The organism is Streptomyces rectiviolaceus (assembly GCF_039533825.1).
Taxonomy (GTDB): Bacteria; Actinomycetota; Actinomycetes; order Streptomycetales; family Streptomycetaceae; genus Streptomyces; species Streptomyces rectiviolaceus.
The window spans coordinates 133,674-151,973 of record NZ_BAAAUG010000041.1 but is presented as its reverse complement, the minus strand read 5'-3'; the positions used below and the strand labels follow the sequence as shown (position 1 = coordinate 151,973).

Annotated in this window: 16 protein-coding genes; 5 read left to right on the top strand and 11 right to left on the bottom strand. The window is 72.2% G+C overall.

Features of this window, described 5'->3' with window-relative positions:
• Positions 1-40 precede the first annotated feature (40 nt).
• A complete protein-coding gene (locus ABD378_RS14525; protein WP_344521215.1) occupies positions 41-835 on the top strand; it encodes an HAD family hydrolase in 795 nt (264 codons plus the stop codon).
• On the opposite strand, the gene ABD378_RS14520 is transcribed toward ABD378_RS14525, so the two are convergent.
• Positions 769-1,605, bottom strand: coding sequence for an ABC transporter permease (locus tag ABD378_RS14520; protein ID WP_344521213.1), 837 nt, complete (start codon positions 1,603-1,605; stop codon positions 769-771). The genes ABD378_RS14525 and ABD378_RS14520 overlap by 67 nt on opposite strands.
• Positions 1,602-2,510: an ATP-binding cassette domain-containing protein gene (locus ABD378_RS14515; RefSeq protein WP_344521211.1), complete on the bottom strand. Its 909-nt coding sequence runs from the start codon at positions 2,508-2,510 to the stop codon at positions 1,602-1,604. The genes ABD378_RS14520 and ABD378_RS14515 overlap by 4 nt, the downstream gene beginning before the upstream one ends.
• Before the next feature lie 132 nt (positions 2,511-2,642).
• On the opposite strand from ABD378_RS14515, the gene ABD378_RS14510 reads away from it, so the two are divergent.
• The 4 genes from ABD378_RS14510 (at position 2,643) to ABD378_RS14495 (ending at position 7,004) form a co-directional block, all read left to right on the top strand.
• Positions 2,643-3,851: a sensor histidine kinase gene (locus ABD378_RS14510; protein WP_344521209.1), complete on the top strand. Its 1,209-nt coding sequence runs from the start codon at positions 2,643-2,645 to the stop codon at positions 3,849-3,851.
• Positions 3,848-4,543 (top strand): response regulator, encoded by a 696-nt coding sequence (locus ABD378_RS14505; protein WP_344521207.1) that lies wholly within the window; start codon positions 3,848-3,850, stop codon positions 4,541-4,543. Before ABD378_RS14510 ends, ABD378_RS14505 begins: the two co-directional genes overlap by 4 nt.
• A 118-nt stretch (positions 4,544-4,661) precedes the next feature.
• Entirely contained in the window at positions 4,662-5,546 is an 885-nt protein-coding gene (locus ABD378_RS14500) for an ATP-grasp domain-containing protein (RefSeq protein WP_386545223.1), read from the top strand.
• Between the two features lie 243 nt (positions 5,547-5,789).
• Positions 5,790-7,004: a Cmx/CmrA family chloramphenicol efflux MFS transporter gene (locus tag ABD378_RS14495; RefSeq protein WP_344521205.1), complete on the top strand. Its 1,215-nt coding sequence runs from the start codon at positions 5,790-5,792 to the stop codon at positions 7,002-7,004.
• Here ABD378_RS14495 and ABD378_RS14490 read toward each other — a convergent pair.
• Genes ABD378_RS14490 through ABD378_RS14450 form a run of 9 tightly spaced genes read right to left on the bottom strand, consistent with a single transcriptional unit; the run spans position 6,932 to position 18,278 of the window.
• Positions 6,932-7,549 (bottom strand): hypothetical protein, encoded by a 618-nt coding sequence (locus ABD378_RS14490; RefSeq protein WP_344521203.1) that lies wholly within the window; start codon positions 7,547-7,549, stop codon positions 6,932-6,934. The two genes, ABD378_RS14495 and ABD378_RS14490, sit on opposite strands and share 73 nt — an antisense overlap.
• Entirely contained in the window at positions 7,530-8,369 is an 840-nt protein-coding gene (locus ABD378_RS14485; RefSeq protein ID WP_344521201.1) for an FkbM family methyltransferase, read from the bottom strand. Before ABD378_RS14485 ends, ABD378_RS14490 begins: the two co-directional genes overlap by 20 nt.
• A complete protein-coding gene (locus ABD378_RS14480) occupies positions 8,366-8,593 on the bottom strand; it encodes a Trm112 family protein (RefSeq protein ID WP_344521199.1) in 228 nt (75 codons plus the stop codon). Before ABD378_RS14480 ends, ABD378_RS14485 begins: the two co-directional genes overlap by 4 nt.
• Positions 8,593-9,498: a hypothetical protein gene (locus tag ABD378_RS14475; protein ID WP_344521292.1), complete on the bottom strand. Its 906-nt coding sequence runs from the start codon at positions 9,496-9,498 to the stop codon at positions 8,593-8,595. The genes ABD378_RS14480 and ABD378_RS14475 overlap by 1 nt, the downstream gene beginning before the upstream one ends.
• A 15-nt stretch (positions 9,499-9,513) precedes the next feature.
• Positions 9,514-10,248 (bottom strand): class I SAM-dependent methyltransferase, encoded by a 735-nt coding sequence (locus ABD378_RS14470; protein WP_344521197.1) that lies wholly within the window; start codon positions 10,246-10,248, stop codon positions 9,514-9,516.
• Positions 10,245-11,810 (bottom strand): condensation protein, encoded by a 1,566-nt coding sequence (locus tag ABD378_RS14465; RefSeq protein WP_344521195.1) that lies wholly within the window; start codon positions 11,808-11,810, stop codon positions 10,245-10,247. Before ABD378_RS14465 ends, ABD378_RS14470 begins: the two co-directional genes overlap by 4 nt.
• A complete protein-coding gene (locus tag ABD378_RS14460; protein ID WP_344521193.1) occupies positions 11,807-16,399 on the bottom strand; it encodes an alpha-(1->3)-arabinofuranosyltransferase in 4,593 nt (1,530 codons plus the stop codon). The genes ABD378_RS14465 and ABD378_RS14460 overlap by 4 nt, the downstream gene beginning before the upstream one ends.
• Positions 16,396-17,115 carry a class I SAM-dependent methyltransferase gene (locus tag ABD378_RS14455; RefSeq protein ID WP_344521191.1) on the bottom strand — a complete coding sequence of 240 codons (720 nt, stop codon included), beginning with the start codon at positions 17,113-17,115 and terminating at the stop codon, positions 16,396-16,398. Before ABD378_RS14455 ends, ABD378_RS14460 begins: the two co-directional genes overlap by 4 nt.
• The gene (locus ABD378_RS14450; protein ID WP_344521189.1) at positions 17,112-18,278 is read right to left on the bottom strand and encodes a glycosyltransferase family 4 protein; all 1,167 of its coding nucleotides are present in this window, start codon (positions 18,276-18,278) and stop codon (positions 17,112-17,114) included. Before ABD378_RS14450 ends, ABD378_RS14455 begins: the two co-directional genes overlap by 4 nt.
• Between the last annotated feature and the right edge of the window lie 22 nt (positions 18,279-18,300).

The window sequence follows — 18,300 nt, the reverse complement described above, 5'->3', positions numbered from 1 at the left end:
CTTCATCGCGGCTTTACGCGGCGGCAGATAGGGAGGTCACATGCCAACTCCCCAGCTCCTGCCCCTCGCCGGCCCCGAGGGCCCGATCCGCACCGTCGCCCCCACTCCTGTGACGCCACCCAAAGCCGTGCTCTTCGACTTCTCCGGGACGCTCTTCCAGATCCAGCCGTACGAGGACCGCATCCGCGCCGCCCTGCCGGGCCCGGTGGACGAGCCCACGATGGACGCGATTCTCACCTCCCTGGAGACCGGCCTCTCGGACCCCGCCGTGGTCGAGGCCCAGCACGCACGCGACGTCTCGTCCAAGGCCCACCGCCACGCGTTCACCACGTGGTACGCATCGGCCCCCGCACTCGTCCCCTTCGCCGGCGTCCTCTACGAGCAACTCCGCTCCCCGGAGCACTGGTTGCCGTACGCGGACGCCGAGCGCACGCTGGCCGGGCTCGACGCGCGAGGGATCGCGCTCGGGGTGGTCAGCGACGTCGGCTGGGACCTGCGGCCGACGTTCGCCCGACACGGCCTCGACCGCTGGTTCGGCAGCTGGGTCCACTCGTACGAACACGGCACCGAGAAGCCCGACCCACGGCTCTTCGGCCACGCGTGCGCGGAACTCGGCGTGGCTCCCGCGGACACCCTGATGGTCGGCGACCACCCCGCCAAGGACGGCGGGGCCGCGGGCGCGGGGCTTCGGTCCTACGTCCTGCCGGGTGGCGCGGCGCCGGGTGCGGTGCGGGGGCTCGGGGCCGTGCTCCGTCTTGTCGACGGGCCTCACTTATCGCGGCGCCGCACCGCCGTCACCGCGACGGCCGCGGAGGCCAGGGCCCACACCCCGTAGACCGTCCAAGCCCCCGTGGCCGTCCACGGATAGAGGTCCGGCGGGCCGCCCGGCTGCGCCAGGCGGTCCCAGGCGTTGAGGGGCAGAGCGTGGGAGAGGACCGCCGTCCAGTGGCGGTCGTCGGTGAGGACGGCGGGGAGCAGGACGAGTGCCGCGAAGACGGCGGCGATGGTCGTGGCGCCGTGCCGGACGAGCGTGCCGAGCGCCATGCCCGCCAGGGCGCAGACCGGGGCGAGCAGCGCGGACGCCACGACCGCGCGCAGTGCGCCCGGGTGTGAGATCCCGATGCCCGCGTCGCGTCCGGAAAGGACCGTCTGGGTGAGGGCGAAGGAGGCCGCGGCGAGCGCCGCGCCGAAGGCCGTCGTCACCGCGGCGATCACGGTCACCTTGGCGGCCATCACCGAACTCCGGTCAGGGACCGCCGTGAACGTCGTACGGATCATGCCGGTGCCGTACTCGCCGACGACGGGCAGTGCGCCGATGGCGCCGACGGTCAGCATGTAGACGAGCGCGCCGTTCGCGGTGAAGGCCTCCAGGAGCGGGATGCCGTCCCCGATGAAGTCGGCTCGGTCGGAGCCGTTCTGCTGCGACCAGTAGCGGTACGTGTCGTAGGCCGTGCCCACGTTGAACGCGAGGACCGCCAGGGCGCTGAGCACGAGGACCCAGCTCGTCGAGCGAAGCGACCAGAGCTTGATCCACTCGGCGGCCACGACGTCGCGGAAGCGGGCGCGTGGCTCCGCGACCACGGGGGCGGTGAAGGTCGTCGTCATCGGGATTCTCCTGCCGGGTATTCGACGCTGTCCGCGGTGAGTTCCATGAACGCTTCCTCCAGGGAGGAGGTGCGGGTCGTCAGCTCGTTCAGCAGGATCCGGTGCCGGAGCGCGAGTTCGGCGATGCGGGGTGCGGGCAGACCGGTGACGGTGAGCGTGTCGCCGTCCGCCTCCACGGCAGCGCCCTCGGCGGTCAGTACGTCCCCCAGCCGTACGCCGTCCGGCGTCCGCACCGCCACGCTCAGCCTCGCCCCCCGCGCCGCGAAGTCGCTCAGGCTCTCGGCCGCGATCAGCTCGCCCCGCCCGATGACGACGAGCTGGTCGGCCGTGTTCTCCATCTCCGACATGAGATGGCTCGACACGAAGACCGTGCGGCCCTCGGCGGCAAGGCGCCGGAAGAGCCCGCGCACCCACAACACGCCCTCCGGATCAAGGCCGTTGAGGGGTTCGTCGAACAGCAGCACCGGCGGATCGCCGAGCAGCGCCGTGGCGATCCCGAGCCGTTGCCGCATGCCCAGCGAGAACCCGCCGATGCGGCGCCGCGCCGCGTCCGCGAGCCCCACATCCCGCAGCACCTCGTCGACCCGGGCCCGTGGGATGCGGTTGCCGCGGGCCAGGCCGTACAGGTGGGCCACCGCCCGACGCCCGCCGTGCACGTCGCCCGCGTCGAGCAGCGCGCCGACGTGGCGCAGGCCGCGCGGCCGGTCACGGAAGGGGCGGCCACCGATGGTGACCGAACCGCCGGTGGGGGCGTCCAGGCCGAGCAGCAGCCGCAGCGTGGTGCTCTTGCCCGCGCCGTTCGGTCCGAGGAACCCCGTGACATGTCCGGGGCGCACGGTGAAACTCAGGTCCTTGACGGCGGTCTTGCCGCCGTACCTCTTGGTCAGTTCGTTGACTTCGATCACCCGGCTCACGGTGCCGGGGAGCGCACCCCCGCGTCATCGGACCACCGCCGACAATCGCGCGGGCGGATGTCGACCGTGGGTGTACAGCCACGGTCCGATGACCTCCCGGGCCCGCGTCGTTACGATCGGCGCATGTCGGCCACACCGCGTCTTCCCCTGCTCAAGCGCATACCCGTGGGCGTCTGGACGGCAGTGACGTGGTGTGCGGTGACGCTCTACCCCCTCGTCGAGTACGTCCTGACGCCGCCCCGGCAGGGCGTCTCGTACTCCTATCCGCGGGACGGCATGGACGCGCCCGGCGCCCGGCTCCTCCTGCTCCTGGCCACCGCCCTGGCCCTCGCGGGCTGCGCCGTCCTGAGCCGCCGGCCGCTGACCGCGACGGCCCTGCTCGTCGCGGGCACGGGAGCCTCGATGGCGGCGTGGCACCAGACGGAGACGGTGCCGACCGCCTACCTGCCGGTCACGGTCGCCCTCGGCTTCATCACGGCACACCACTCCCGGCGCACCTCGCTGACCGCGGGCGCCCTGGCCTTCGGGGCGCTCTTCGCGCTCTGGGCCCCGCGGGAGCTGCTCGGCTTCGGGCGGGACGACGGCATCGCGGCGGAGCCGTACATCGCGCTGACCGCCGTCGTCGCCTGGCTCATCGGAAACTCGGTGCATCAGGCCCGCGGGTACGCGGAGAACCTGCGCTCCCAGGCCGCCACCCAGGCCGTCACCGCCGAACGGCTGCGCATCGCGAGGGAGTTGCACGACATGGTCGCGCACAGCATCGGCGTCATCGCCCTTCAGGCGGGCGCAGCACGCCGGGTCATCGACACCCAACCCGCCGGTGCGCGCGACGCGTTGACCGCCATCGAGGCCACCGGCAGGGAGACACTGTCCGGCCTGCGCCGAATCCTCGGCGCCCTGCGCGAGGCGGAACCTGGCGGAACGCGGACGCCGCTCGACCCCGAGCCCGGCCTCGCCGCCGTCGACCGCCTCGCCGAGACGACGAGCGCCGCCGGTGTCCGCGTCGACGTGCGGTGGCTCGGCGAACTCCGGCCGCTGCCACCGGAGATCGACATGTCCGCGTACCGCATCATCCAGGAGGCGCTCACCAATGTCGTACGCCATGCGAGCACCGCGTCGTGCCGGGTGTCCGTCGACTGCCGTGCCGACGAGCTGTCCATCGAGGTGATCGACGGCGGCCGCGGCCACGGCAGCACCCCGGACAGCGGCTACGGCCTCCTCGGCATGCGCGAACGGGTCGGCCTGCTGCACGGCGAGTTCTCCGCGGCGCCACGCCCCGAGGGCGGCTTCCGGGTCGCGGCGCTGCTGCCCGTACCGGCGGGGGTCCGATGAGCGTGCAGAGCAGCCCGGATCCGACCCCGGCGCCCTTCCGCGTCGTACTCGTCGACGACCAGCCCCTCGTCCGTGCCGCCCTGCGCATGGTCATCACCGAGGCCCCCGACATCGAGGTCGCGGGCGAGGCGGGTACCGGCACCGAAGCCGTCCGGCTCGCCGAGGAACTCCGCCCGGACGTCGTGGTGATGGACATCCGCATGCCCGGCATGGACGGCATCGAGGCCACCCGCCTGATCACCGAGGGGCCGAGCAGGAACACCCACGTCATCGTCCTGACCACCTTCGACGACGACGATCACGTCTACGGCGCGCTGCGCGTCGGCGCGGCCGGATTCCTCGTCAAGGACATGGCGCTCGACGACATCCTCGCCGCGATCCGCGTGGTCGCCGCGGGAGACGGCCTGATCGCGCCGAGCGTCACCCGCCGCCTCATCAAGGAGTTCGCGGGCCGCCCGAAGCCCAACTCCCGTACGCAGGACGGGATCACCGGCATCACCGACCGTGAACGCGAGGTCCTGACCCTTGTCGGCGGCGGCCTGTCCAACACGGAGATCGCCGCCGAACTCTCCATCAGCGTGGCCACCGCGAAGACTTATCTGACCCGGCTGCTCGCCAAGCTGGACGCGCGCGACCGTGTGCAGCTGGTGATCATGGCGTACGAGACGGGGCTCGTGGGGTCGCCCCGCTGAATTCCGCCGCGCTCGGCCGGGCCCGCCGGGCTCCGTTGACCTGGGCAAGGGCCTTGTCGGGAACACGTCGACAAGGTTGTTAGCCTGCGGGGCGGATCATCGAACCCTGGAGGCCTCCGTGTCACCCGACCGCCCCACGATCGCCCTGGTCACCAGCAGGCCCCAGCTGGAGACCGGCCTCGACCGTGACCTCCCCGAGCTGGCACGCTCGCTCGGCGCGGCGGGCGCCGACGTCGCCACCGTGTCCTGGGACGACCCGCGGGTCGACTGGGAAGGGTTCGACCTCGTCGTCATACGGTCCGCCTGGGACTACAGCGAACGCGTCACCGAGTTCGTGACCTGGGCGGGGCGGGTCGCGCGGCTCACCGTCCTGGCCAATCCCGCTTCCGTGGTGCGGTGGAACACCGACAAGCGGTACCTGGAGGAGCTGGCGGCGGCAGGGGTGCCCGTCGTGCCGACCCGCTATCTGGCGCCCGGCGACGCGACGGAGATCCCGGACGACGGCGATTTCGTCGTCAAGCCCACCTCCGGGGCGGGCGCGCGCTACGCCGCCCGGTACGAGAAGGGCGAGTACGACGCCGCCGTACGCCACATCGAGCGGATGCACGGCGAAGGCCTGACCGCGATGGTGCAGCCCTACATGCCGCGCATCGACGAGACAGGTGAACGCGCCCTCGTCTACGTCGGCGGGCGGCTCCTGCACGCCATACAGAAGGGCGCGGTGCTCGCGCCGGGCACGGCGTACGACGACGAGAAGATGCCGCATCCCGATCTGCGCCCGTGGCAGCCGACCCCCGCCGAACTCGACGTCGCCGAACGGGCGTTGGCCGCGGTCCCGGGCTCGCCCGAGCTGCTCTACGCGCGTGTTGACCTCGTCGATGAAACGGATGGGGACGCGCCCTGCGTCATGGAGCTCGAACTCGTCGAGCCGAACCTCTTCCTCTTCCTGGACCGGGCCTCGCTGGCAGCCGTGACCGAGGAGATACTCACCGCCGCGAGCTAATCGGGTGGACGTGGCGTGTGTGGCCTGATTAGCCTGCCGCCATGTCCAGTCCCGAGTCCGACAGACTCTAGCCACCGGCCCGGCATGTCCGGTGGCCGAGCAGTTCTGCGGGAATTGCAGCGTGTAGCTGCGGGTGCGTCGTGGCTGGTCGCGCAGTTCCCCGCGCCCCTTTCGGGGCGCCTTCGCCGTCGCGCGGACTGACCTTCCCGTTTCCCGGCCAGTGGCCACTCGCGGAGTTCCCTCATGCCATTTGCTCTCTACATGCTCGGCCTTGCCGTTTTCGCGCAAGGCACCTCCGAGTTCATGCTCTCCGGTCTCGGCCCGGACATCGCCGCCGATCTGAACGTGTCCCTGTCCACCGCGGGCACCCTGACATCGGCCTTCGCCGTGGGGATGATCATCGGTGCGCCGGTGATGGCCGTCCTCAGCCGCCGCCGGCCCCGCCGGAACGCGCTGCTCGGCTTCCTCGTGACCTTCCTGCTCGTCCATGTCGTCGGCGCGCTGACCACCAGCTTCGCCGTGCTGCTCGCGACCCGTGTCGTCGGTGCGCTCGCCAACGCCGGATTCCTCGCCGTGGCCCTGGGCGCCGCCGTCGGCATGGTCGAGCCGAACGCCAAGGGGCGGGCCACGTCGGTGCTGCTCGGGGGCGTCACCCTCGCCTGTGTCGCGGGCGTTCCCGGCGGCGCGCTGCTCGGGCAGTTCTGGGGGTGGCGGTCCGCGTTCTGGGCGGTGGCCCTCGTCTCGGTGCCCGCCGTCCTCGCGATCCTGCGGTCCGTGCCCGCCGGTGCGCCCGACACCGCGGCGGGCGACGCGCGCGGGGAGCTGCGGTCGCTGCGCGAGCCACGCCTCGTGGTCACGCTGCTCATCGGGGCGCTGGTGAACGGCGCGACCTTCTGCACGTTCACTTACCTCTCGCCGGTGGCCACCAACGTCGCCGGATTCTCGGAGAGTTGGGTGCCCGCGCTCCTCGCGCTCTTCGGCGTGGGGTCGTTCGCCGGGGTCACCGTCGCGGGGCGGTTCGCGGACGCGCGGCCCGTTCCGTTCCTGCTCACGGGCGCGGTGGCGCTGCTCGCCGGATGGGTGCTCTTCGCGCTGACCGCAGGGAGCCACCCCGTGGCCGCGGTCGTGCTCGTCCTCGTCCAGGGCGCCTTGTCGTTCGGCGTGGGCTCCGCGCTGATCACCCAGGCGCTGTACGCGGCGACCGGCGCCCCCACGCTCGCGGGCGGCTTCGCCACGGCCGCGCTGAACGTAGGGGCGGCGATCGGTCCCGTGAGCGGTGGCCTCGCCCTCTCGGCGGGGCTCGGTCACCGCTCGCCGCTGTGGGTCAGCGCGCTGCTCGTGGCGCTTGCTCTCGCGGTCGGGGCCGTGGCGCTCCTGCGCGGGCGTCAGCAGCCGTCGGGCAACGACAGCCGCTGCAGCAGCCCCCAGGTGAACTCCGCGACGCAGCGCCGCGGCTGACCCGCCCCGTCCGGCGCGGTGAAGGCGAGCCGCCAGCGCGTGGGCGCCGTGCCCTCCAACGGGCGGGCCGGGGCGAACGCGCGGGCGGCCTCGTCGACCGTGCACGACCAGGGGGTGAGGTCGTCCAGAGTGTGCAGCGCGGGCCCCGGGGTGCCGGGTGCGCGGATCAGCCACTCGTTCCACACCGCGCCGTTGGGCGCGCGCAGGACCTCGAAGCGCAGGTCCTGCCAGAGCGGCACCGGCCACAGCAGGGCCTCGCACTCCAGGTCGCCGATCCGGCGGGGCACGGTGGCTTCGGGGGCGCCGAGCACCGAGCGGTAACGGGAGACCGCGCCGCGCGAGCGGGAGGAGCGGCTCATCGCCTGCCAGCGGCGGTTGGCCTCGCGCATGTCCGCGATGGAGACGCCGAGCTCGTGGCGGGCCGCCTCCACCAGGTCCGGATTGTGGTCGGCCATGCGGCGCAACAGGACCAGCTGGAAGTCGAGAGGAGTGAACGGGCCCGAAGATCTGGGGCCGTGGGCGGAGCTAGCGGACATGCGCTCCATGGTCGCGCACCACCGCGGCTCCCGGGCGGCGCCCGCCGGGAAGGAAGAGCACCGAATTGACGTACCGGGGCCGGCGCGGCGTGAGCACTCTGCGCAGCAGCCCCTGCGACACGACGTACGACGTGTCGTTCTGGTGCGCCTCCAGGTCGAAGCCGGCAAGCGGCAGCCAGGTGTCGTGGGGCAGGACCCAGCCCTGGTAGCCGTGGTGCCGGGTGAGCAGCTCGATGATCGGCTTGATCGGCTGGATGCGGGACTCCAGCTCGATGAAGAGGGCGGGACGGTCACGGGTGAGCAGGTCGTGGGCGCCGTGCAGGACCTGGAGTTCGTTGCCGTCCACGTCGATCTTGATGAAGTCGACGTCGCGCAGGCCGAGCCCGTCCAGGGTGAGGCAGGGCACCTCGACCGCCTTGGCGTGGATGTCCCTGCGGATGAGGGAGGAGACCCCGCGGTCCCCGCGGTCGCCCTGCGGCAGCCAGAGCCTGGCCGTGCCGGGGCGGTCGGTGGCCGCGGCCTGGATCACCCGGACATTGCCGGGCGTGGAGGTCTCCAGGAGCCGGGCCAGATGCGGTACGGGCTCCACGGTCACCACGCGGCGCGCACGCGAGGCGAGACGGCGCGACCAGGGGCCGTACCAGCCACCGACGTCGACCGCGGTGCCGCAGCCGCGCGGGCACAGATCGGCGAGGCGGGCGAGCTCCGGTTCGAAGCGCGGGTAGACGAGGCGGGCCAGGGCGCCGATGAGCCGGGCGGGGAGATGCGGGGCGAGGCGGGCGGCCACGGTCTTGTGGGGGCTCGCCCCGGTCTTGTGGGGGCCCGTCACGGGGAGATCCGCTTCAGGAGCTGCTCGTGCTCGTCCTCCGATATCTGTTCCCCGGAGGAGGGCAGGAGCTGCGGTATGCCGTCGATGACCGGGTAGCGGCGGCGCAGCCGCGGGTTGTAGAGCACCTCCTCAGGTACGAGGGGGTCCGCGGGGCCCAGGAGATGCAGCGGCCCCTTGTCCAGCGGACAGGCGAGGATCTTCAGGAGCGGGTCTTCGGGGTTCATCAGCTCGTCAACTCCTTGGTCGGGGGCGTCGGTTGAGGTGGCGGCGCGTCATGCTTGGGCATGGCGAGGAGCACGGACACCGCGAGTGCGGTGCCCGCGATGCGCAGGGCGAGTCGCAGGGGTTCCTCCGGCAGCGGCTCGCCGAAGGCCAGCGTGCCGAGTACCGCGGTGAACAGTGCGGTAACCGTCGTGCACACGGGGACGATGAGCGAGGCCCGGCAGCGCTGCAGCGCCGCCTGGGACATGATCAAGCCGAACGCGCCGGTGAACAGCAGCAGATACGGATACGGGGAGCGCAGCAGGTCGAGCAGCGCGGAGCCGAGTTCGTCCGTGGTCAGATAGCTGGACACGCCCTTGATGGCGAGCGAGCTGACCCCGTAGAGGAGACCGACGGCGACGCCGTACTCGACGCCTGTCGTCGGAAGCCGGTGCCGGTGCTTCGCGCGCCGCTCGGCCGATCCGTAGAGCAGGACCCCCGCGGCGAGCGAGGGCAGGCAGACCGTGAGGACGAGCGGCACGGGCGCGCTGCGGCTCACGGTGTCCGCCTCCTCGCTCAGCGAGAGGACGACCATGAGCAGCGCGGCGAGGATGGCCCCGACGGCGTACCGCTCGCGCCCCGAAGTCTGCTCCCCGAGCAGCACGGAGGAGAGCAGCAGCAGGAGTACGAGCCCCGAGACGAAGATGCCCTGCGCGGCGGCGATCGGCAGCGTCCGGTAGACGGCGAGCTGCGCGCCGAAACCGGCGGCCAGCGCGAGCGATCCGCCGATCCACAGCGGGCTGGAGATCACCTGTTTCAGCAGCCGTGCCGGGCTGCGCACGCTGACGGAGGGCATCGCGGTGAGGGCACGTTTCTCCAGGACGAACCCGGTGCTGTAGAGGACGTTCGCAAGGAGGGCGGCGGCCACACCCCACCACATGCCTTACGTCCTTCGGGCGTGCAGCAGCAGGATCGACGAGGCGCTCGGCACGGCGCAGGCGAGTCGGTCCAGGGCGCGCAGCGGACGCGGTACGCCGTGGAAGGGCGCACCGGCGACACGCACCACCTCGAAGCCGGACGCGGCGACGAACTCCCGCAGTGCGCGGGCGGTGTAGAGCCGCAGATGTCCGACGACCTCGGTCCCCGGGCGCCCGTGGATGCCGCGCAGACTGACCTCGGAGAAGACGGGCTGCACCCCGGCGAGCAGGAGCCCGCGGTTGTACCAGGCGGCGAGGTTGGGCGTGGACAGCATCAGATGCCCTCCCGGCCTGAGCACTCTCCTCAGCTCGTCCAGGGCGCTGTCGGGGTCGACGAGGTGCTCGATGACCTCGCTGAAGAGAACGGCGTCGGCGGAACCGTCGGCGAACGGGAGCCCACCGTCGGTGAGTTCACCGCGTACGACGTACGGAAGGTGCGCGTGGGCCCGCTTGAGGGCGTCCTGGGACCAGTCGACCCCGATCACGCGATGCCCCGCGAGGAGCGGGGCAGCGGTCGCCGCGGCGGTGCCGTCGCCGCAGCCGATGTCGAGGACGACGGCGGTGCGGGCGGTGGCGGGGCCGATGGCGTCGGCGAGCATTCTGGCCTGGCGCAGGCTGCGGGCGTCGCCGGACGCCACGGGGACGGAGGGGTCCTCGTAGAAGTCCCGCAGGTCGCGGGGTGCGGTACTGGTGCTTGTCATGGCGTGGTCCCCTCCTCCGTGTGCTCCGTGTGCTCTGTCGCGTGGAGGTAGTGCTCGAAGAGGTCGCGCAGATGGGCCCCGTCGCCGCTGCTGAGCAGGGTCTTCGACCAGCGCAGGGCCACGTGCAGGCGCCCCGCGGTGGACGCCGTGGTCACGGTCAGGCCGCGTGGCAGACGGGCGGGCGCGGAGAACCAGACGGCGTACGCGCGTCCGGCGTCACCGAAGTCGAGGGAGTACGGAACGCGCCCGATGTTGCTGAGCAGCGTCGTGGAGGTCCAGGGCGCGGCGGCTCTGCGCAGGCCGCGCGTGACGGCGGCCCTGAGGGTGACGGGCAGGACGGGCGAGGTCAGGAGGGCGGCCCCGCGGCCGAGTTGGGGCCGGGGGAGCGCCTTGAGGGCACGGGTGCGGTCGGCGGTGCGGCGCAGCAGTGCGCCGATGTCCGCCGGGCCCCAGTCCTCGGAGGTCAGCTCGGCGGCGGTGAACGGCACTTCGACGAGCCGGGTGCCGTTCCCGATGGGCATGTCCATGCTCCGGGGCCGGTCGTCCACGGGCATGGTGATCCGGAACGGCCGGGGCCGCGCGCCGTGCTCACGGTTCCAGTGCGCGATCATCAGCGCGGTCGCCACCATGAGCTGATCGTTCACGGTGAACGGCGCCCCCTTGGGCCGCCGCGGCACCGGCAACTCGGCGACGAGCATGCCGTTGCCGGGCGAGGGCTCGGGAGCGCCGCGCGAGACGCGGGCAGGGGGAGCCCAGCCGGAGGGCGCGTCGCCGACGTCCTGCGCACGCTCGGGCGCGGCGGGCGAGGGGGTACGCAGAGGCGGCGCGGCGGGGGAGTTGTCCTGCCCGCCGTACAGCTCGGCGGCGGTGGCGAGGACACGGAGGCAGGCGGGGCCGTCGAGGGCGGTGTGGTTGATGGTGAGGAAGAGGACGCTGTTGCTGGCGGGGCGCCCTGAGCCGGTCGGGGTGACGCCCGCGTCGGGGGCGGCGGAGCCTGCCTTGCCGTCTGGAGCGGGTGTGCCCCCGGAGCCGGTGCCTGCGGCCGAGTCGTCGCTCGCCCGGCTGCCTGCCCCGCCCGTAGCGCTGGTTGTGTCAGGGGTGGGCGTGCCCCCCGTACCGCTGCCACCGCCGGAGGCGACCGCGTCGGCGGCCCCGCCAGAAGCGATCACCTCCAGGCGGATCGGTGGGGAGGCCGACAGAGGCGGGGCTTCGGAGAGGGAGCGGGTGCGGGCCTTCTTCAGGGCGTCCCGTTCCGGCACCGGGAACGTCACCACCTCCACGTCCGGCTCCGCCGTCAGCTCCCATTCGTAGCGGCGGCGGTACCAAGGCCCCCGCGCCTCCCGCATCAGGATGCGCGGGTGGCGGCGCAGGGCCTCGGTGAACGCGGCCTTCAGGCGGGCCGGGTCCGGTGTGCCGGGCAGGTGGACCTCGATGTGTACCGTCTCCGGCTCCTCCTCCTGGAGGCAGTGCCTGGCGACCTCGTCGACGACGGGGAACGGCACGCGCTCCGGGGGCCGTTCGGGCCCGTCCGCGTGACGTGCCGGCTGATCGAGTGCGGTCATCGGTCCGTGTCCTCCCCGGGGGCGGACGGCGCCGCGGCTCCCGCGAGCCCGTCGCCCGTCGTCCTTGGCCTGCGCCGCCTGAAGCGCGTGGTCCGCGTGCCCGGCGGTGCCGGTTCCGGCTGGGCGGAGGCGGGGCCCCTGGCGGAGATCGTCGAACTGGTGGCCTGCGGCGCACCATCGGCGCCCTGGCCGCCGCCCGCGCCGCCTGACCCGTCGTCAGCCCCGTCGTCCGCACTGGCACCCGGCCCGCTCTCCCCGCGCTTGCGACGCGGCAGCGGAGTCGTGCCCAGGTCCCGGTCGGGACCCAGCGGTGGCGTGCCGCCGCTCGCCGGGGGAGGCGCCACCGGAGGCGTCATCGGGGGAGCCGCGGGCGGCGGCTGGTGCGAAGGCGGCCCCCATGGAGCTGCCTCGCCACCCCCACCGGTGTCCCCGGACCCGGAGGCCGCCCCAGTGGCCGGAGCCGCACCCCGCACACTCACCAGCGCCGCGAACAGCGCGATGAGCGCGAGGAGTTGGGCAGCGGGGCTGAACGCGCCCTCGTCCGCCGTGGCCGGTTCACCGGCCCCCACCGCCGCCGCGATCCCCGCCCCGGCCATCGCCACGAGGGCGAGCGGCACGAGCAGCGAGTGACGGCGCCAGGCGAGGAGGGCGAGCGCGGGCACGAGCAGGGCGAACCAGCCCGCGATCACCGCGGCCACCAGCGTCAGTGCCACCGTGCCCAGGATCAGACCGGGCGCGGGCGGCGCCAGGTCGGGCCCGTCCGGGTTCGGCTCGCGGCGCCGGATCAGGACCAGGGCGATCAGGGCGAGGACGCCGACACCGCCGCCGATCAGGCCGATCTCGTAGATCCGCGAGGGCTCGTAGGAGAGCTTGACCGTGCCGCCCTCGCCCTTCGGGACCAGGAAGCCCTGCTGCCAGCCGTCGAGGCGTACGGACGACAGCTCCTTGCCGTTCAGCGTGGCCTTCCAGCCGTCGTTGATGTTCTCGTACGTCGAGAGGTAGGAGGCCGCTCCCGCGCCCACCGACACCTCGCGCCGGTCGCCCAGCCAGTCCTTGATGTTCAGCGAACGGGAATCGCGGTCGATCGCGCCCGGCGTCCCCTGCGTCAGCGAGACGTCCATGAGGGCGAGCGGGCCCGCGTCACCGGCCTCGACGGTGTGCCCGCCGGAGCCGAGCGACAGGGCCGTGTTCTCCGAGCCCCGCGAGCAGAGCGTGACCTCGATGGGCCGCCGCTCGACCAGATCCCGTACCGAACCCTTCGCGCTCGTCGCGTGCAGCTTGCCGTCGACGGCGAGATCCGGCCCTTCGCCGCAGGCGAGTTCGAAGGTCGCCGAGGCAGCGGGCTGCTTCGTCCGGTACTTGTCCAGAGCAGGGACGTAGACCTCGGTGAGGCCCACCGGCAGCTGCAGGTTGTCGTCGGCCACCGGGTTGTGGACCGTCAGGGGCGCGGTCTTGGTGACCGTGATGGTCAGCTCGTCCGTGGTGATCGGCGGGAACCGCGTGTTGCCGTTCTCGTCGACGCCGGCGACCGCCGCACCGTCGGGCGAACTGATCTCGACCTTCTCGGGGCGAGTCGAGAGCCCGCCCGCCGCAGGCAGGACGATCTCGTCGATCTCCTGCTTGCCCTTCCACTTCAGATGGACCACCGGACTGTCACCCGCGATCCAGGCCGTCGTCAGATCGCCGTCCGTGAGATTGCGCGGCGACAGGCTGCCGCCGAGCTTCGACGTGGAGTCGGCGCTCGCGACGATCTGGTCCTTCTGCTCCGGCGCCACCTTGTAGAGCAGCTTGTCGAGCTCGGACCCCGCAACGGCGACCGCGCTCGCCTTCACCTCGTACTCGGCCTCGGCCGGAGTCGTGAAGCGGCGGTGCAGCCCCGACTCGGTGTTGACGGGCGACAGCGCGCTCGGGTCCGACGAACGGTGCATCGAGTACGTCGTCGCCTCGGCGCCCGCGGCCGCCTCCCGGCCGTCAGCCGCCCCGGTGTCCGTGGGCATCTGCAGCAGCTTCGTCACCCGCACACCCGGAACGGTGATCTCGGAGAACCCGGCGCCCGTCAGACCCTCCTGGCCCATCTGCGCGTCCAGGATGGTGACCTTCAGCCAACTCGACTCACCGGCGGGCGCCTTGATGCTCTGCCGCATGCCGTTGGCCTGCAGCGAACTGGTGCGGCTGCCCTGCTCCGTCTCCACCCGCACCCGCGTGGGCGCGGCCCGCACGCCCTCCTGCGGCAGCGGTATGACCCGGATCGAGGAGGGGATCGACTCCTTGGACCTGAACTCCGCCTTGATCCAGGCGCCCTTCGGCTTTCCGGGACTGCCCTCGGCCCATGCCGTGCCGGGGTTGCCGTCGAAGGCGTTCACGGGGTCGTACTGCGGCAGGTGGAAGAGCCAGTTGCCGTAGCTCGACGCCGTCACGGACTTCGCGCCGCGCAGATGAGCCGTCGTCTGGTGCTCGATCCCCTTCGTGGGGAGGATCTGGTGCGGCTTCTTGCCCGCGTCCTGGAGGGCCCCGCTCGCGTTGCGTTCGCCCGGTGTGTACGTATAAGAGGTGTTGGAGTTGACCAGGCCGAAGCGCGTGTCGGCGCGGCGCAGACCGTCACCGACCGCCTGCAGTCCGGGAGTTCCGACGCCCGGGTGGTTGTCGCCCGTCAGGACGGAGGGGCGGTCGCGCATCGAGGGGTCGGCGGACAGCTGGAGCAGCGACTCCGGGCCGCCGCTCACCACGGCCGTGTTCGACACCGGCTTGATCCCGGCCTGACCGGGCCGCTCGGCGCCCGAACCCGGCGCGTAGATCTCCACCGCGCGCTCGCGCGGGTAGAGGCCCTCGACCTGGAGTGGCGTGTCCTTGGGGATCGTCCCGCCGGTCTCCGTGGGACCGAAGCCGGTGACGCGATCGAAGCCCGACTCCTCCAGGGTCCGCTTCACGGTCGCGGTCGGTACGTTCCCGATCTGGTCGGGGTCGAGGTCATTGCGTACGACGACGTAGTACATGCCCGCGCGCGTCAAGTAGTCGCGCAGACCGGGGACTTCGCCGCCCGTAGAGAGCGCCTGCTCCACTGCGTCCATCGCGCGCCGGTTGCCGGGCGTGCCGAACGGGACGTAGTCCCGCTGCGCCCAGCGCGAATCGGCGAGCACGTCGAGGGGCTGGTCGATGGGCGAGCCCCAGGTGTAGATGCCGTGCGCGGTGGCGGGCACCACGAGCGCCCGGGAGTCGGGGGAGTACTTCTTCAGCCAGTCACCCGTCGCTTCCCAGTAGTTGGGGAGCTTCTTGAAGGAACCGGGCTGGAGGATCGAGCCGTTCAAGTAGGGGAAGGCGAGTCCCGGAAGCACCAGCAGGGCGGCGATCAGCGGGGCGAACTTGCGCCCCCGCACCGGTCGCGCCCCGCGCGACTGCGCGGCCACGCCCACGAGATGCATCAGGCCGAGGACAAGCGCGAGCGCCAGGCCCGTCTGGAACTTGTAGATGTTGCGGAAGGGGACGAGCCCGCCGTTCAGCCACGACTGCACCGTCTCGTGGAAGGGCGCCCCGAACGCACCGCCGTACCCGGCGAGCGTGACGAGGACGACCGAGAGCACGGTCAGGACGAGCCAGCGCCGCTCGGGCAGATCGCGCCGCGCGAGCCCGGCGAGGCCGAGGGCGGCGGCGAGCGCCGAGCAGACCACGACGATCACGGACGTCGCGACCGTCCACCCGGCGGGCAGCCACGCCTCGCCGAAGTGCAGGTACGCGACCCAGTTGCCGGCGCCGCGCAGTGTCTCCGTGGCCGACATCGTGCCGGTCGTGGTGGCCGAATTCTCCACGTACGGAAGGAAGTTCTCGCCGTAGATGCCGAGCATCAACAGCGGCACCACCCACCAGGCGGTGGCGAGGATGACGCCGGGCACCCACCAGGTGATCAGCTTCCGCTTGCGCGGGCCGTTCGGCCTCGACAGGAGATACAGGCCCACCGGAAGCAGTGACGCCAGCGTCGCCGCCGCGTTCACGCCGCCCATGAAGGGGATGACGAGCGCGGACCGCAGGGCGGCCGACCGGGCGCTGATGCGGTCGTTCGTCAGCGGGAGCAGCACCCACGGCAGCAGGGCGCCGGGCAGCGCGGCAGCCGACGTCGACCCGACGACGACGGTGAACGTCGGCCACAGGGCATACGCCGTCGCGCCGAGCAGCCGGCTGGCGCTGCTGCCGATCTGCAGCCGTTCCGCGAGCCGCAGCGCACCCCAGAAGGCGGTGGCCACGATCAGCGAGAGCCAGAGCCGCTCCGCGAGCCACACGGGGAGCTGGACGAGGTCCGCGAGGCCGTAGAACGGCAGCATCGGCCACGTATAGCCGACGTACTGGTCCTGGATTCCGCCGAACCCGCCCCGGTCGTGCCACAACTGGCCCAGGTCGGAGAGGAACTGCCAGGGGTCGACGGCGACACCCAGCTTGGTGTCGAACGTCATCCGCCCCGGTTTCACGGCGAGGAAGAGGACGAACACCACGGCCCAGAACCCGAGCAGCCAGCGCTTGGAGCGCGGGCCTCCGCCGGGTTCGGGGGCGTCAGCCGTGGGCCGGACTGCCGCCGGGGGTGGGGCCTGGACCGTGGTCATGGACACCGCCTGAGGATGAGGAGGAGATTCCAGGTGGCGAACTCGCGTACACCCGGCACTTTGGTGATGCCACCGGCCAGGAACGGCCAGTAGCGGGACCGTGCGGACACGACGGACACGTCTTCCCTCGCCCGCACTTGGCGCAGGGTCGGGCCGACGTGGTGAGCGAAGAGGTTCTCGCCGAGCGTGTGTTTGGCTGCCTTGCCGGTACGTCGTTCATAGCGGGCCCGCGCACGGGCGCCGCCGAGGTAGTGCCAGGGCGCCCACTCGTGGCCGCCCCATGGTGAGTACCAGTTGGTGAAGGAGACGTAGATCAGGCCGCCGGGCCTGGTCACCCGCACCATCTCGCTGAGGAACGTCTGCGGATCGTCCACGTGCTCCAGGACGTTGGAGGAGAAGGTGACGTCGGCGACGCCGTCCCCCAGGGGGAGGAGGTATCCGTCGGCGACGACGGAGCCCTCCGGCGGTTTGGCTCCCAGCTCGGCCGGGTCCGGCTCGAAGAGGAAACTCTGGGCGCCGCGCCGCCGGAACTCCTCGGTGAAATAGCCACCGCCGCCGCCGACATCGACGACGACACGGCCCTTGACCGGTCCATAGGCCTCGACCTGGTCGGCGGCGTCACGGGCGAGCAGGGTGTAACACCGCTCGGGCTCTTGCTGCTCGCGCAGGAAGGCCCGGAAGAGGGTGACGGAACGGCGCAGGGACGGATCCTTCACGCGGACCCCTGGGCTGCCTGGTGCGAGACGATCGCCTCTGAGGCCACCGCCTGGAACTCGCGTACGGAATTGGCCCACCGGTAGCTGGTGGCCCGTTCGCCCGCCGCCTTGCCAAGGGTCTGCCGGCGCTCGGCGCTCAGCGCCAAGGTGCACCAGGCGGCGGCGAAGGAACTCTCGCCCCGGGCGAGCAGCCCGGTCACGCCGTCCTCGATGGAGTCACGTACGCCGGGTACGTCGAAGCCGATCGCCGGGGTCGACCGGGTCGCCGCCTCGGTGATCACCAGGCCCCAGCCCTCGACGGCGGAGGGGTGCAGGAGCATCCACGCCTCGCAGAGCAGCTGATGCTTCTCCGCCTCGGAGACATGACCTTTGAACTCCACCCCGGGACCGGCGATGTGCTGCAGCCGCGCCAGCTCGGGTCCGTCGCCCACGATCACCAGACGTCCTCCGGTGACGGGTCTGACGCGCTCCCAGAGGCGGAGCAGCAGATCGATGCGCTTGTACTCGACGAGCCGTCCCATCGCCAGGAACATCGGCTCGTCCGAGCGGGGGTGGAGGGGGCCCGGCTCCTCGACTCCGTTGTGGACTATGCGTATTCGTTCACGCTCCACGCCTATCGCACGCAGGGCGCCGGCCGTGGACGGCGAGACGGCCACAAGGAGATTGCCGCGCTGGGCACCGGAGAGCGACCAGTGCTCGAGTCTTCGGCCGAGCCGGGCCGCCGGGGCGAGCGCACCTTGGAAGCGCATCCCCCACAGATCGGTGTGGACGTGGTTGACCAGGCACAGCGTGGGTCCGCGGTGCCACAGCGGCGCCAGGTACGGCATGCCGTTGCAGACCTCGACGAGGAGGTCGCAGTCGCCGACCTGCCGGGTGAAGGCGGAGCGCGAGCGCAGATAGTGCCCGAGGTCACCGCCCGCCGACACGACGCGGTAGTCGCGGAAGGCGGCAGGGCCCCCGCACAGGAGGGTGACCTGGTGGCCGAGCTTGCTCAGGCCGTCGGCCAGCCGGTCGACGAGCAGTTCGGATCCGCCCGCGGCCGGGTTTCCGAGATCGCGGCGGGCCAGGAACACGATCCGGCGCGGCTGCGGGGGAAGTGCCGGGAGCCGTTGCGCGACCCGAGGGGCGGCGTCGCGCAGCGGAGAAGGCACGTGCTGGGGCATGCGTGCTCCAACTCGTCAGGGT

Excerpts from the sequence above, each read along its gene's own strand:
- ABD378_RS14525 (WP_344521215.1), top strand. The coding sequence starts at position 41 with ATGCCAACTCCCCAGCTCCTGCCCCTCGCCGGCCCCGAGGGCCCGATC.
- ABD378_RS14520 (WP_344521213.1), bottom strand. The coding sequence starts at position 1,605 with ATGACGACGACCTTCACCGCCCCCGTGGTCGCGGAGCCACGCGCCCGC.
- ABD378_RS14510 (WP_344521209.1), top strand. The coding sequence starts at position 2,643 with ATGTCGGCCACACCGCGTCTTCCCCTGCTCAAGCGCATACCCGTGGGC.
- ABD378_RS14505 (WP_344521207.1), top strand. The coding sequence starts at position 3,848 with ATGAGCGTGCAGAGCAGCCCGGATCCGACCCCGGCGCCCTTCCGCGTC.
- ABD378_RS14495 (WP_344521205.1), top strand. The coding sequence starts at position 5,790 with ATGCCATTTGCTCTCTACATGCTCGGCCTTGCCGTTTTCGCGCAAGGC.
- ABD378_RS14490 (WP_344521203.1), bottom strand. The coding sequence starts at position 7,549 with ATGGAGCGCATGTCCGCTAGCTCCGCCCACGGCCCCAGATCTTCGGGC.
- ABD378_RS14480 (WP_344521199.1), bottom strand. The coding sequence starts at position 8,593 with ATGAACCCCGAAGACCCGCTCCTGAAGATCCTCGCCTGTCCGCTGGAC.
- ABD378_RS14470 (WP_344521197.1), bottom strand. The coding sequence starts at position 10,248 with ATGACAAGCACCAGTACCGCACCCCGCGACCTGCGGGACTTCTACGAG.
- ABD378_RS14465 (WP_344521195.1), bottom strand. The coding sequence starts at position 11,810 with ATGACCGCACTCGATCAGCCGGCACGTCACGCGGACGGGCCCGAACGG.
- ABD378_RS14460 (WP_344521193.1), bottom strand. The coding sequence starts at position 16,399 with ATGACCACGGTCCAGGCCCCACCCCCGGCGGCAGTCCGGCCCACGGCT.
- ABD378_RS14450 (WP_344521189.1), bottom strand. The coding sequence starts at position 18,278 with ATGCCCCAGCACGTGCCTTCTCCGCTGCGCGACGCCGCCCCTCGGGTC.